Origin of the sequence: Verrucosispora sp. ts21 (assembly GCF_002879555.1) — a bacterium.
In the GTDB taxonomy this organism is placed as follows: Bacteria; Actinomycetota; Actinomycetes; order Mycobacteriales; family Micromonosporaceae; genus Micromonospora; species Micromonospora gifhornensis.
The window spans coordinates 13,819-25,872 of record NZ_PNOZ01000013.1 but is presented as its reverse complement, the minus strand read 5'-3'; the positions used below and the strand labels follow the sequence as shown (position 1 = coordinate 25,872).

14 protein-coding genes are annotated in these 12,054 nt (G+C 71.3%); 6 read left to right on the top strand and 8 right to left on the bottom strand.

Annotated elements, in window-relative coordinates:
- The first annotated feature begins 119 nt into the window (after positions 1-119).
- Together C1A38_RS07795 and C1A38_RS07790 are read left to right on the top strand one after the other, a co-directional pair.
- Complete coding sequence (locus C1A38_RS07795; RefSeq protein WP_102657154.1) at positions 120-782, top strand: potassium channel family protein; 663 nt, start codon at positions 120-122, stop codon at positions 780-782.
- 2 nt (positions 783-784) lie between these two features.
- Complete coding sequence (locus C1A38_RS07790; RefSeq protein ID WP_193386294.1) at positions 785-1,474, top strand: potassium channel family protein; 690 nt, start codon at positions 785-787, stop codon at positions 1,472-1,474.
- Positions 1,475-1,492: 18 nt separating this feature from the next.
- Here the strand turns inward: C1A38_RS07790 and C1A38_RS07785 are convergent, their stop codons facing one another.
- The 4 genes from C1A38_RS07785 to dut form a co-directional block, all read right to left on the bottom strand.
- Positions 1,493-2,176, bottom strand: a complete 684-nt coding sequence (locus C1A38_RS07785) for a DUF3159 domain-containing protein (protein WP_102657153.1) — start codon at positions 2,174-2,176, stop codon at positions 1,493-1,495.
- Positions 2,177-2,252: 76 nt separating this feature from the next.
- Positions 2,253-2,633 (bottom strand): OB-fold nucleic acid binding domain-containing protein, encoded by a 381-nt coding sequence (locus tag C1A38_RS07780; RefSeq protein ID WP_102657226.1) that lies wholly within the window; start codon positions 2,631-2,633, stop codon positions 2,253-2,255.
- Between the two features lie 134 nt (positions 2,634-2,767).
- Complete coding sequence (locus tag C1A38_RS07775; RefSeq protein ID WP_102657152.1) at positions 2,768-3,418, bottom strand: DUF3710 domain-containing protein; 651 nt, start codon at positions 3,416-3,418, stop codon at positions 2,768-2,770.
- The gene (gene dut, locus C1A38_RS07770) at positions 3,415-3,945 is read right to left on the bottom strand and encodes a dUTP diphosphatase (protein WP_102657151.1); all 531 of its coding nucleotides are present in this window, start codon (positions 3,943-3,945) and stop codon (positions 3,415-3,417) included. The genes C1A38_RS07775 and dut overlap by 4 nt, the downstream gene beginning before the upstream one ends.
- Positions 3,946-4,029: 84 nt before the next feature.
- Between dut and C1A38_RS07765 the strand changes: the two genes are divergently transcribed.
- On the top strand, positions 4,030-4,518 hold the full coding sequence (locus tag C1A38_RS07765) for a DUF3093 domain-containing protein (protein WP_377680482.1): 489 nt from the start codon (positions 4,030-4,032) through the stop codon (positions 4,516-4,518).
- Positions 4,519-4,537: 19 nt separating this feature from the next.
- On the opposite strand, the gene C1A38_RS07760 is transcribed toward C1A38_RS07765, so the two are convergent.
- Both C1A38_RS07760 and C1A38_RS07755 read right to left on the bottom strand, forming a co-directional pair.
- A complete protein-coding gene (locus C1A38_RS07760) occupies positions 4,538-5,347 on the bottom strand; it encodes a hypothetical protein (RefSeq protein WP_102657149.1) in 810 nt (269 codons plus the stop codon).
- Between the two features lie 210 nt (positions 5,348-5,557).
- Positions 5,558-5,854, bottom strand: a complete 297-nt coding sequence (locus C1A38_RS07755; RefSeq protein ID WP_007075406.1) for a DUF4193 domain-containing protein — start codon at positions 5,852-5,854, stop codon at positions 5,558-5,560.
- 426 nt (positions 5,855-6,280) lie between these two features.
- Between C1A38_RS07755 and C1A38_RS07750 the strand changes: the two genes are divergently transcribed.
- A complete protein-coding gene (locus C1A38_RS07750) occupies positions 6,281-6,796 on the top strand; it encodes a LytR C-terminal domain-containing protein (RefSeq protein WP_199180132.1) in 516 nt (171 codons plus the stop codon).
- A gap of 159 nt (positions 6,797-6,955) precedes the next feature.
- Here the strand turns inward: C1A38_RS07750 and C1A38_RS07745 are convergent, their stop codons facing one another.
- Positions 6,956-7,774 carry an inositol monophosphatase family protein gene (locus C1A38_RS07745; protein WP_502696924.1) on the bottom strand — a complete coding sequence of 273 codons (819 nt, stop codon included), beginning with the start codon at positions 7,772-7,774 and terminating at the stop codon, positions 6,956-6,958.
- A gap of 284 nt (positions 7,775-8,058) precedes the next feature.
- Between C1A38_RS07745 and C1A38_RS07740 the strand changes: the two genes are divergently transcribed.
- Together C1A38_RS07740 and C1A38_RS07735 are read left to right on the top strand one after the other, a co-directional pair.
- A complete protein-coding gene (locus C1A38_RS07740; RefSeq protein ID WP_102657147.1) occupies positions 8,059-9,666 on the top strand; it encodes an RNA polymerase sigma factor in 1,608 nt (535 codons plus the stop codon).
- Between the two features lie 243 nt (positions 9,667-9,909).
- Positions 9,910-10,143, top strand: a complete 234-nt coding sequence (locus C1A38_RS07735; RefSeq protein WP_013732296.1) for a DUF7455 domain-containing protein — start codon at positions 9,910-9,912, stop codon at positions 10,141-10,143.
- Between the two features lie 165 nt (positions 10,144-10,308).
- Here the strand turns inward: C1A38_RS07735 and C1A38_RS07730 are convergent, their stop codons facing one another.
- A complete protein-coding gene (locus C1A38_RS07730) occupies positions 10,309-12,042 on the bottom strand; it encodes a DEAD/DEAH box helicase (protein ID WP_102657146.1) in 1,734 nt (577 codons plus the stop codon).
- Positions 12,043-12,054: the final 12 nt, after the last annotated feature.

Genomic DNA, 12,054 nt, shown 5'->3' with positions numbered 1-12,054 from the left:
TCGTCCTGGACCGGGCTGAGGTCGGCGCGGGTGTCGAACGTGAGCGGAGTACCGTCGGTCCCCGCCTGGCGTCACGACGTGGCAGGCTCGCGGTGACGGGCGCACCTTGGGAGGGCGGCGTGCATATCGTGATCATGGGCTGTGGCCGGGTCGGGTCGACCCTGGCGCACAACCTGGAGTCCCGAGGTCACTCGGTGGCGGTGATCGACCAGGACGCTGACGCGTTCCGCCGCCTGGGCCCCGAGTTCGCCGGGACCACCGTCACCGGGGCAGGATTCGACGGCGACGTGCTCCGTCAGGCCGGCATCGAACGGGCCGACGCCTTCGCCGCCGTCTCCAGCGGCGACAACTCCAACATCATCTCGGCGCGGTTGGCGCGGGAGACGTTCGGGGTGTCCCGGGTCGCCGCGCGCATCTACGACCAGCGGCGGGCGCAGGTCTACGAGCGCCTCGGCATCCCCACTGTGGCGACCGTGCGCTGGACCGCCGACCGGATGCTGCGACACCTGCTGCCGGAGGGCAACGTGGAGATCTTCCGCGACCCGACCAGCACCGTGTCGATCATCGAGGTGCCCGTGCACCGGGAGTGGATCGGGCATCGGGTGCAGCGGCTGGAACAGGCCACCGGGGCCCGGGTGGCCTACCTGCTGCGCTTCGGCATCGGCACCCTGCCCACCGCCTCCAGCGTGGTGCAGGAGGGTGACCAGATCTTCATGCTGGTGACCGACGACATGGTGGCGACGGTCACCGAGATCGCGGCGGCACCGGACGGAGGGCAGTGATCATGCGGATCGCCATCGCCGGCGCGGGCAACGTGGGCCGTTCCATCGCCCAGGAGCTGATCGAGAACGGCCACCAGGTGATGCTTATCGAGCGGCAGCCCCGGATGCTGCGGCCCGAGCGGGTGCCGGACGCACGCTGGGTGCTCGCCGATGCCTGCGAGCTGACCAGCCTGGAGGAGGCCGACCTGGCCGGCTGCGACGTGGTGGTTGCGGCCACCGGGGACGACAAGGCCAACCTGGTGGTCTCGCTGCTGGCCAAGACCGAGTTCGCGGTGCCTCGGGTGGTCGCCCGGATCAACCGGGCCGAGAACGAGTGGCTGTTCACCGAGCAGTGGGGCGTCGACGTCGCGGTCAGCAAGCCGCGCGTGATGGCCGCCCTGGTCGAGGAGGCGGTGACCGTCGGCGACCTGGTACGGCTGATGACGTTCCGGCAGGGCGAGGCGAACCTGGTCGAGATCACGTTGCCGCCCACCGCACCGTACGTCGGTCAGCCGCTGCGGGCGGTGCCGCTGCCCCGTGACGCCGCGTTGGTGGCGATCCTGCGCGGCAAGCGGGTGCTGGTGCCCAGCCCGGACGATCCGATCGAGGCCGGCGACGAGCTGATCTTCGTCTGCACCACCGAGGTGGAGGACGCGGTCCGCGCGGTGGTGCTCGGCCCGGACAGCGTCGAGCGGACCCGCGAGTCGCGCTGAGCGGCGCGGCTGCGCCGGTCAGCTACCGGGCAGCGGGGTCGGCTCGTTGTTGCGGGTGACCCGACGGACCGTCCAAACCGTGATCAACAGCAGCATGACGTACGGCGGGTAGCCCAACGCCAGGCGGGCCACGCCGAGCGCGGTGTCCTGCTCGGCGAGGTAGAGTGCGGCCTGCACACCGACCTTGGCCAGCCAGACCACTCCCCAGAGCACGGTCAGCCCGGTGAAGGTCCGCACCAGCTTCGGGTCGTCCCGCCAGGCGGAGCTGCCCTTGGCCACCAGCACCGACCAGAGCCAGCCGACCAGCGGTTGACGGATCACCGCGGAGGCCAGCAGGGCCAGCCCGTATCCGATGCCGTAGAGGATGCCGGGCAGGTAGAAGTCCCGGGCCTCGCCGGTGCGCCAGGCGATGGCGGCACCGATGCCGATGCCGAACAGGCCGTTGACCGCGTGCCGCACCGGCTTGCGCTGGGCCAGCCGCAGCCCACCGATGAGCACCGCCACGCCGACCGAGGCGATCACCGCAGGGCGCAGCGCGCCGACGATGTTGACGACCACGAAGACCACGACCGGGATGCTGGACTCGACCAGCCCCCGCCAACCGCCGAGCTGGTCGGCCATCTGCTCGGCGACGGTGGGCAGCCGCTCCTCGTCGCCGGGGCCGGTGTCCGGTTGGGTGGCCGGTTGCTGTCCGGTGGTCATCGCCCGCCTTTCCGAGGCAGTCGGTGCTGTCGTGCCGGGATGTCCGGCCAGTCTCTCATCCGCCGGGCCGCAAGCGTCACGTCGACGGTTCCAACTCGTAGTACGGGTTGTAGATCACCTTACGGTCGTCGCGCAGCGCGACCCGCCCCCGCGCGGTCAGGTGTCGCCCCGGCTCGATCCCGGTGATGTGTCGCCGGCCGAGCCAGACCAGGGTGACGACGTCACTGCCGTCGTAGAGGTCCGCCTCCAGCGCCGGCTGGTTGGTCCGGGGCGTGTAGACGACGGTACGCAACCGGCCGGCGACGGAGACCACCTGACCTCGCATGCACTGGGTCACCGGCACCCCGCCGCAACGGGCGCTCTCCTGCTGCAACTGCTGGGCCTCGATCTCGGCCTCGCTGGCGGTGAACCGGCGCAGCATCCGCCGCAGCGAACCCTGACCCTCGTCGGTGGTCATGACCTCCGCGTCACCCTCTCCACACCGGCCGACCCGTGCCGGCATCCGGCCGCCCCGGGACGGCTCACGCCAGCGTACGCCGACGCGAGGCCGTCCCGATGCCGACGACGTACGCCCGGACGGTGCGCACCGCCTCAGCTCGCGCCGGGTGCCGCATCCGCCGCCGCGGCCGGCTCGCCCGCCTCACGCGGCAGCCGCAGCGGCAGCGGCTCGCGTACCGGCTTGGCCTCCATCCCGCGATCCACGACCAGCCCTTCCATGCACCGGGCCAACGCTCCGGCCGCGGCCGGATTGGTCGCCGCCTCGCCCTGGAAGACCGCACGGACCATCCAGCGCGGCCCGTCGATCCCGACGAACCGCAGGTCGGTCAGGCCGTCCTCGGTGCGGACCCGGGCCCGCAGCTCGGTGCCGTACTCGCCGGTCACCTCCTGCGCGGCGGCACCGTCGTTGAACAGCGACTGGCGGATCTCCTCGCGCACCTCGTCCCAGATTCCCTCGCTGCGCGGGGCGGCGAAGACGCCGAGTTGCAGGGCGCTCTGCCCGTGCACCAGGACGACCTGCTGGATCACGCCCTGCGGATCGGCCTGCACCCGCACCTCGACGTCGGGCACCGCCGGAATCTGGAGGCTGCCCAGGTCGAGTCGCTGCACCCCGGCGGGTGCCTCGCTGACGTCGTACGGGCCGCGCGCGGGCTCGGCCGGAGCCGCCTCGACGCTGTCCGGGGCCTCGACGGCCCGCTCGTCGCTGGCGTGCCGTCCCGTGGCTCGCTTCCGGGAGAAGATCACTGGGTCCATCCTCCGCTGTTCACACTCACCGTGCCATCTTTTCCGTCCGCGCCGTCGGTCGCCCGCGGCGGCACCAGACCGGCGTGTCCGCCGGTGGAGCCGTGCCCACCGCTACCGCGTCCGGACGCGGGCAGCTCGGCCACCGGTTGGAAGGCCGCCCGTTCCACCCGTTGCACAACGAGTTGTGCGATCCGGTCGCCCCGGGAGATCTTCACTGGCACAGCCCGATCATGGTTGATCAGGTTGACCAGGATCTCACCCCGGTAGCCGGCGTCGACCGTACCGGGCGCGTTGAGCACCGTCACGCCGAGTCTGGCCGCGAGCCCCGATCGGGGGTGGACCAGGCCCACGTACCCCTCGGGCAGCGCGATCGCCACACCGGTCGGCACCAGCGCCCAGCCGCCGGGCGGCAGCTCGACGTCGGCGGCCGCCACCAGGTCGGCACCGGCGTCACCGGGATGGGCGTACGCGGGCAGCGGCAGCTCGGGATCGAGCTGCCGGACCAGCACGGGCACCACGTCGGTCACGGTTCCCTCTTTCGTCTTCTGCGCTGGGGTGACCCTGCCATCCTGCCCGGTACCCCGGCGGTCGCGCGCCGTACCCTGGTATGAGTGAGCGTGTCACCCTCCCACACCGCACCATCCGTGCCGGCGTACGCCGAGCGGCTTCGCCTGCCCTGGTGGCTGTGGCTGGCCGGGCTGGCCAGCGCCGCCCTGCTCGCGGTGGAGTTGTGGATGGGCGCGACCGGCGTACGGGCCTGGTTGCCGTTCGTGGTGCTGCTGCCGGCCGCTGCCGCCGGTCTGGCCTGGCTGGGCCGGATCCGGATCGCGGTGACCGACGGCGAGTTCCGGGTCGACGACGCCCGGCTACCGGCGCGGTTCGTCGCCGACGTCGTCGCCCTGGACGCCGACGGGCGTCGTGAGGTGCTCGGCGTCGGGGCCGATCCGCTGGCCTTCGTCGTGCAACGGCCCTGGATCTCCGGCGCCGTCCAGGTGGTCCTCGACGATCCGGCCGACCCCACCCCGTTCTGGGTGGTCAGCACCCGCCACCCGGTGGAGCTGGCCGAGGCCCTGCTGGCCGCCCGCGACGCGACCCGCTGACCGCCCGCCTCGGGACCGGTCAGGAGCCGGGTAGTGCGGGCGGAGGGCCGGGCACTGTCGGTGGGGAGCCGGGCAGGCTGCGCCGCTGTCGACGCAGGTCGGTGCGGAGCTGGTCGGCCAGGGCACGGGTGGCCCGCCGGTTCAGGTAGCTCGCCACCGCGGCACCGGTGAGGAAGGGCCCCAGCGTGGTCAGATTCCGACCGAAGCGTTTGAGCAGCGTGTCCCGCAGCTCGCGGCGGGCGGCCGTGCCGAGCACCGCGCCGATACCCACGCCGGGCACCATCGGATTGACCCCGCGTTGGTTGGCCCAGGCCTGCATCAACGCGACGGCGCGTTGGGCACCGCCGGCCGGCAGCGGCGCGCCGTAGATCTCGTGCAGTTCCCCGGTCAGCTTCAGCTCGATGGCCACCACGGCGACCGTCTCGGCGGCGAGCAGGACCGGCGCGGACAGCAGGGTCGGCGTGACCGTCCACTGGACGGCCGAGGCGCCCCCGCCTGCCGCGCCGATGCCCGCGGTCGCCCGGGCGGCGTTGCGTACCAGCCGATCGGCCAGCGCCTCGTCGTCCAGGTCGGGAAAGTGCCGGCGCAGGGTGGACAGGTCACGGATCGGCACGTGCGGGGCGATCTCGGCCACCGTGTCGGTCATCCAGCGCAGCGCCGTCTTCGGCTTGAACAGGCCGCTCACGCCACGGGCCCGGGCCTGCCGGACCAGTCGCACCAGCAGCTGCCGCCGCGTGGCGGGCTCGATGTCGTCGGCGGTCAGGGCGGCGACCGTCGTACCCAGTTCGTCGGCACCGCCGTCGTCGATGCCCGCGCTCCACTCGCTCATGCCGGCGCTCCGTCGCGCGCCACCCGGTGACGCCACCGCCGCACGCCGATGGTTCGTTCGTCCACTGCCCGACCTCCCCGGCTGGACGACCGCCGGCACGGCGGCCATCCCATTACGAGTGAAGCAGGTCGATCGGCGCAGCGCTCGCCGAGCCGGGCAGCGGCGGCTCCTGCGGGGAGCCGCCGCTGTGCGGTGGTGTCGTACGTGCGGTCAGACGCACTCTCGGCAGATCAACTCGCCGTTGCGCTCGACCGCCAACTGGCTGCGGTGGTGCACAAGGAAGCAGCGGGCACAGCGGAACTCGTCCTGCTGCATCGGCAGCACCTTGACCGTCAGCTCCTCGTCGGCCAGGTCAGCACCAGGCAACTCGAAGCTCTCAGCCACTTCGGCCTCGTCGACGTCCACGGCGCCCGACTGCGAGTCGACACGCCGGGCCTTCAGCTCTTCCAGGCTGTCCTCGCCGAGGTCGACCTCGTCCCGGCGCGGGGCGTCGTAGTCGGTGGCCATCGGTTTCACTCTCCCATTTCGATGTTGTCGCTTCCGGTTGTAACGCCGGACGACGCTGTTTCGGTTCCGCTGGCCGGCCACCGCTAGTGTCGGCCACCCGACCCGACGACCGCTCGGGCCAGTCCGCCAAGAGAATCTCCCGGCGAGCGCGGAACCCTACCCCCCCTTTGGGCGAGGCATGTATACCGCCCTCGTGGCTGAGATGTACGCCCCTGGACGGGAACTTGTTCCCAATGTGACTCAGGCGACACGAAGATAGGGGTAGTACTACCCGGTTCTCGGATGGCGCGCCGGCATGTCGGACTGTTTCCACGCGACGGTCGGACAACGGTTAACCTCAGCGGCGTACCAGACGGCCGCCGGCCCGACCGTCGACGGTCGCCGCCACCCAACACTGCCCAGGAGCCCCTGATGAGCTTTGCGCGAGTGCGAGCACTCGTCATCGTCGGCACGCTGGCGGTGGTCGCCCTGGTCTTCGTCGTGATCGCCGTCGTCCGGGACACCCAGAGTAACGCCGGTGCCGCCGAAGGCTGCCCCGAGGACTGGCCCCGCGCCGATGTGACTCTTCGCGACCACAAGGACGTCAAGATCCGCGTGTACAACGGCACCGACCGCCCCGGTCTGGCCGCCAGCGTCGGCGACGACTTCCGCAACCGCGACTTCCAGGTGGAGAAGGAAGCAAACGAGAAGAAGCAGATCGACGACGTGGCGGTGCTGCGCTACGGCCCGAAGGGCGTCGGGTCGGCCCACCTGTTGCGGGCGTACTTCCTGGGCGACGCCGAACTGGAGTACAACGCCGAACGTCCGGACGACGTCGTCGACGTCGTGCTCGGCAACGGCTTCCAGCAGCTGGCCACCATCACCGAGGTCAACCAGTCCATCGGTGACCTCGGCGCGCCGGTCGCGCCGCCGGGTTCCTGCCCGATGCCGGTCGGCAACTGACTCAGGCCACCCGGCCACTCGAATCCCGTGACGTGGACAGTGCGCTCGACCGGACGGACGGATCTCACCGGCCGCCCGGTCGAGTCGCTGCTCAACCGGCTGGCCGGCATCGGCGGGTCGACGCGGGACGACCGGCTCGACGATGACCGCCGAACGGCGTCAGGGTCCGCCGTCGGCGTCCAGGTCGACCAGGCGATCGTGCAGCGGGGCGAAGATCGCCGGCGGGGCGGCGATGACCATGTCCGGGCCCGGTGCGCGCCCACCGAGGCCACCGACCCGCAGACCTGCCTCGGCGGCGACCAGCGCGCCGGCCGCCTGGTCCCAGGCCGCCAGCCCCTTTTCGTAGTAGGCGTCGGCTCGGCCCTCGGCGACCAGGCAGAGGTCGATGGCGGCGGCGCCGAGACGACGGATGTCCCGCACGTGCGGGATCAACTCGGCCACCACCCGTGCCTGGTGGGCGCGGCGGGCCGGGTCGTAGCCGAACCCTGTGATCACCAGCGTCTGTCCGAGGTCGGTCTCGGCGGAGCAGCGCAACCGTCGGCCGTCACGCCAGGCGCCGCCGCCGAGCGTGGCGGTCCACTCCTCGCCGGTGTGGATGTTGCGCACCACTCCCGCCACGACCTCGCCGTCGACCTCCGCGGCGATGGAGACCGCGGAGTGCGGCAGCCCGTACAGGTAGTTGACCGTGCCGTCGATGGGATCCACGATCCAGCGCACCCGGGCCGGGGCGTCGCTGCCCGGTTGCGCCGCGCCGTACTCCTCGCCCAACATGGCGTCGTCCGGTCGCAGCCGCCGCAGCGCGTCGCTGATCTGGCGCTCGACGGCCCGGTCGGCGGCGGTCACCACGTCGGTGACGGTGCTCTTGGTCGCCGTGACCGAGACGCCCTCGGCCCGCATCCGGTACGCGGTGTCGGCGGCGTTCCGGGCCACTTCGACCGCGATGTCCAACAGTTCCGGTGCCGACGAGCGATCCATCATCCGTCCCCTTCCCGCACGGCCGGGTATCCGGGTCGCACGCGGGTATCATCCTTACAAAGTCCACAAGCACACCGAATCGGCGGCCCCGGTCGCCGATCAGCCGTGCGGCGCAGGATGATCGCCGCAGACGGCGTTACAATTCACCCCTGCCCACGCGCCACGGGCGACCGAACGACCGGTCGGCCGGGGACACGGGGGTTCCTCAACCACATCGCCCGGCACGGTGCACCACTCTGCGCCGGACGATCCGGCCGTGCTCGCTCTTCGCCTCCGGAAGGTCATTCGTGACAGAACCCCGCCAGACCGGCGCCGACGTTCGCTCGCTCACCGACACCCTGATCGCCCACGCGCAGAGCGCCGGCGGCCAGCTCACGTCGGCCCAGCTCGCGCGCACCGTCGAGTCCGCCGAGGTGACTCCGGCCCAGGCCAAGAAGATCCTGCGGGCGCTCTCCGAGGCTGGAGTGACCGTGGTGGTCGACGGCTCGGCCAGCACCCGCCGTCGGGTTGCCGCCGCTCGCTCCGCGACCCCGGCTTCCCGCGCCACCACCGCCAAGACCACCAAGAAGGCGGCACCGCCTGCCCCGAAGCAGGCGCCCGCGGCCGAGGAGGCCACCGCGCCGGCGCCTCGCAAGGCGACCTCGCGCAAGACCACCGGCACCACGGCCGAGGTGGCCGCCAAGGCCGCCGTGCCGGCCAAGAAGTCCACCCGGGCCACCAAGGCGACGGTGGCCGCCGCGAGCGCGGCGAAGCCCACCAAGGCGGCCGGCAAGGCCAAGGGCGAGGGTGCCGAGGGCGACGTCGACCCCGAGGAACTCGCCGCCGAGATCGAGGACGTGGTGGTCGAGGAGCCGGCCGAGCTGGCCCAGGCGGCCGAGGCCGACGCGGCGAGCTCCGCCAGCGACAACGACTTCGAGTGGGACGACGAGGAGTCCGAGGCCCTCAAGCAGGCCCGCCGGGACGCGGAGCTGACCGCCTCGGCCGACTCGGTCCGGGCGTACCTCAAGCAGATCGGCAAGGTTCCGCTGCTCAACGCGGAGCAGGAGGTGGAGCTGGCCAAGCGGATCGAGGCCGGCCTCTACGCCGCCGAGCGCCTGCGGGCCGCCGAGGAGGGCGAGGAGAAGCTCGTCCGCGACATGCAGCGTGACCTGCTCTGGATCTCCCGGGACGGCGAGCGGGCGAAGAACCACCTGCTGGAGGCCAACCTCCGGCTGGTCGTCTCGCTCGCGAAGCGCTACACGGGTCGCGGCATGGCCTTCCTCGACCTCATCCAGGAAGGCAACCTCGGCCTCATCCGCGCCGTCGAGAAGTTCGACTACACCAAGGGCTACAAGTTCTCCACCTACGCCACCTGGTGGATCCGCCAGGCCATCACCCGCGCCATGGCCGACCAGGCCCGCACCATCCGCATCCCGGTGCACATGGTCGAGGTGATCAACAAGCTGGGTCGGATCCAGCGCGAGCTGCTCCAGGACCTGGGCCGCGAGCCCACCCCGGAGGAGCTGGCCAAGGAGATGGACATCACACCGGAGAAGGTGCTGGAGATCCAGCAGTACGCCCGGGAGCCCATCTCGCTCGACCAGACCATCGGCGACGAGGGCGACAGCCAGCTCGGTGACTTCATCGAAGATTCCGAAGCTGTGGTGGCGGTCGACGCGGTTTCCTTCTCGCTGCTGCAGGATCAGCTCCAGCAGGTGCTCCAGACGTTGTCCGAGCGTGAGGCGGGTGTGGTACGCCTGCGGTTCGGTCTGACCGACGGGCAACCGCGCACGCTGGACGAGATCGGGCAGGTCTACGGTGTGACCCGCGAGCGCATCCGACAGATCGAATCCAAGACCATGTCCAAGCTGCGCCACCCGTCCCGTTCCCAGGTACTCCGCGACTACCTCGACTGATCAGCAATCGTCAACCGATAGTGTCGTTTTGATCACCTGGCGTCAACGCCGGATGGTGATCAGGCGGTTGCACGAATGTGATCGTTGACGTGGCACCCTGGGTGCACGGCACACTGTCGGTGCCAGGTGTGACCTCGGTCCCCCGGGGGCACACAGGGAAGGCGAGGCCCGACATGGGTGTTGCACGATAGGTGACCAAGACCGAAGAGAGTGTTCATCGGTGACGACCAGAGGAGGAAGGCGATGACCCCGACCCTCACGCCGCCGCCCGAGACGGTGAGCCCCCCGGCCGCCGATGAACGGTGCGACCGCTGCAATGCCGCTGGCAAGCTTCGGATCACCCTCGCGGGTGGCAGTGAGTTGGTGTTCTGTGGACACCACGCCAACAAGTACGCCGAGGATCTCGTGAAGATCACCGTGCGGTACGCGACGGACCCGGAGTTCTCCTGGCGTGGTGCCGACCTGATCTCCAACTGAGATCCATAACCCGACATAAGAGGCCGGAGGCATCCTTTGGATGCCTCCGGCCTCTTACTGCCCACCCCGGCACTTGTTGATCAAGAGGTTTGCGTCGCGACACCCAGGTGAGCGCGACGCAAACCTCTTGATCAACGGGGCGAAACGCGGCCGGGTGGACCCTGGTCAGAGGGTCTGGACGGTGGCTATGCGTTCTTCGAGTTGTTCGATGGTGGCCTGGGCGCTGGGAGGGCCACCGCAGAGGCGGCGGAGCTCTGCGTGGATCTTGCCGTGGGGTTGACCGGTGCGGTGGTGGCGGGCGGCGACCAGGGCGTTGAGCTGTCGGCGTAGGGCCACCCGGCGCTGGGCGGCGCTCATCGGGGCCGGTGGGGCCGCCACCGGAGCCGACGACGCCTCGGACTGCCGGTCGGCGGCGCGGCGGCGCTGGGCGGCCAACTGCTCGGCCTGCCGCTTGGACAGCAGCGCGGCGACCTGGTCCGCGGTCAGCAGGCCCGGCAGCCCCAGGTACTCCTCCTCCTCCGGGGTGCCCGCCTGGGCGGCCGTACCGAACGAGGCACCGTCGAAGATCACCTGGTCCAGTTCGGCGGTGGCCGACAGCGCGGCGAAGCGCTTCTCCAGCTCGCCGCTTGCCTGCTCGTCCCGCTGGGCCCGCTCCAGCAGGTCCTCGTCGAAGCCCTCTCGGTCCTTCGGCTTGCCGAGCACGTGGTCCCGCTCGGTCTCCATCTCGCTGGCCAGCCCGAGCAGGTGCGGCACGCTGGGCAGGAAGACCGACGCGGTCTCCCCCGGCCGGCGGGCCCGGACGAACCGCCCGATGGCCTGAGCGAAGTACAGCGGGGTGCTGGCGCTTGTGGCGTAGACACCGACGGCCAGCCGGGGGATGTCCACCCCCTCGGAGACCATTCGCACCGCGACCAGCCAGCGCTGCTCAGAGGCAGCGAACGTCGCGATCCGGGCCGAAGCACCCACGTCGTCGGAGAGCACCACCGCGGCCTTCTCCCCGGTCACCTGCTCGATGAGCTTGGCGTACGACCGGGCGGCCTGCTGGTCGGTGGCGATGACCAGCCCACCGGCGTCCGGCATGCCGGCCTCCCGCAGCACGCTCAGCCGGGCGTCCGCGGCGCGCAGCACCTGCGGCATCCAGTCACCGGCCGGGTCCAGGGCGGTACGCCACGCCTGGGCGACGAGGTCCTGCGTCATCGGCTCCCCCAGCCGCGCCGCCAACTCCTCACCGGCGTTGGTGCGCCACCGGGTCTCCCCCGAGTACGCCAGGAACAGCACCGGCCGCACCACGCCCTCGCGGAGCGCGTCGGAGTAGCCGTAGACCGAGTCGGCTCGGGAGCGCAGCAGACCGTCCTCGCCGCGCTCGTAGCTGACGAAGGGGATCGGGTTGTCGTCCGAGCGGAACGGGGTACCGGTCAGCATCAGCCGGCGTACCGCGGGCTCGAAGGCGGCCTTCACCCCGTCGCCCCAGGTACGGGAATCGCCCGCGTGGTGGATCTCGTCCAGGATGACGAGCGTCCGCCGGGTCATGGTGCGCCGCCGGTGCACCTGAGGGGCCATCCCGACCTGCGCGTAGGTGACCACCGCGCCGTGGAAGTCGGCCGAGGAGTGCAGATCGGCGTTACGGAACGCGGCGTCGAGCTGGATGCCGACCCGGGCCGCGGACTCCGCCCACTGGGTCTTCAGATGCTCGGTCGGAGCGACCACGGTGACCGCCTCGACGGTGCCGTCGGCCAGCAGCTCGGCGGCGATCCGCAGGGCGAAGGTGGTCTTACCCGCGCCAGGCGTGGCGACCGCGGTGAAATCCTCGCTGCGACGACGCAGGTACTCCACCAACGCCTTGCGCTGCCAGGCGCGCAGGGGCGGGAACGTCTCGAGCGTCGGCGTCCGGGCTGCCACGCGTTGGCTCCT

Excerpts from the sequence above, each read along its gene's own strand:
- C1A38_RS07790 (WP_193386294.1), top strand. The coding sequence starts at position 785 with ATGCGGATCGCCATCGCCGGCGCGGGCAACGTGGGCCGTTCCATCGCC.
- C1A38_RS07785 (WP_102657153.1), bottom strand. The coding sequence starts at position 2,176 with ATGACCACCGGACAGCAACCGGCCACCCAACCGGACACCGGCCCCGGC.
- C1A38_RS07780 (WP_102657226.1), bottom strand. The coding sequence starts at position 2,633 with ATGACCACCGACGAGGGTCAGGGTTCGCTGCGGCGGATGCTGCGCCGG.
- C1A38_RS07760 (WP_102657149.1), bottom strand. The coding sequence starts at position 5,347 with ATGAGCGAGTGGAGCGCGGGCATCGACGACGGCGGTGCCGACGAACTG.
- C1A38_RS07755 (WP_007075406.1), bottom strand. The coding sequence starts at position 5,854 with ATGGCCACCGACTACGACGCCCCGCGCCGGGACGAGGTCGACCTCGGC.
- C1A38_RS07745 (WP_502696924.1), bottom strand. The coding sequence starts at position 7,774 with ATGATGGATCGCTCGTCGGCACCGGAACTGTTGGACATCGCGGTCGAA.
- C1A38_RS07735 (WP_013732296.1), top strand. The coding sequence starts at position 9,910 with ATGACCCCGACCCTCACGCCGCCGCCCGAGACGGTGAGCCCCCCGGCC.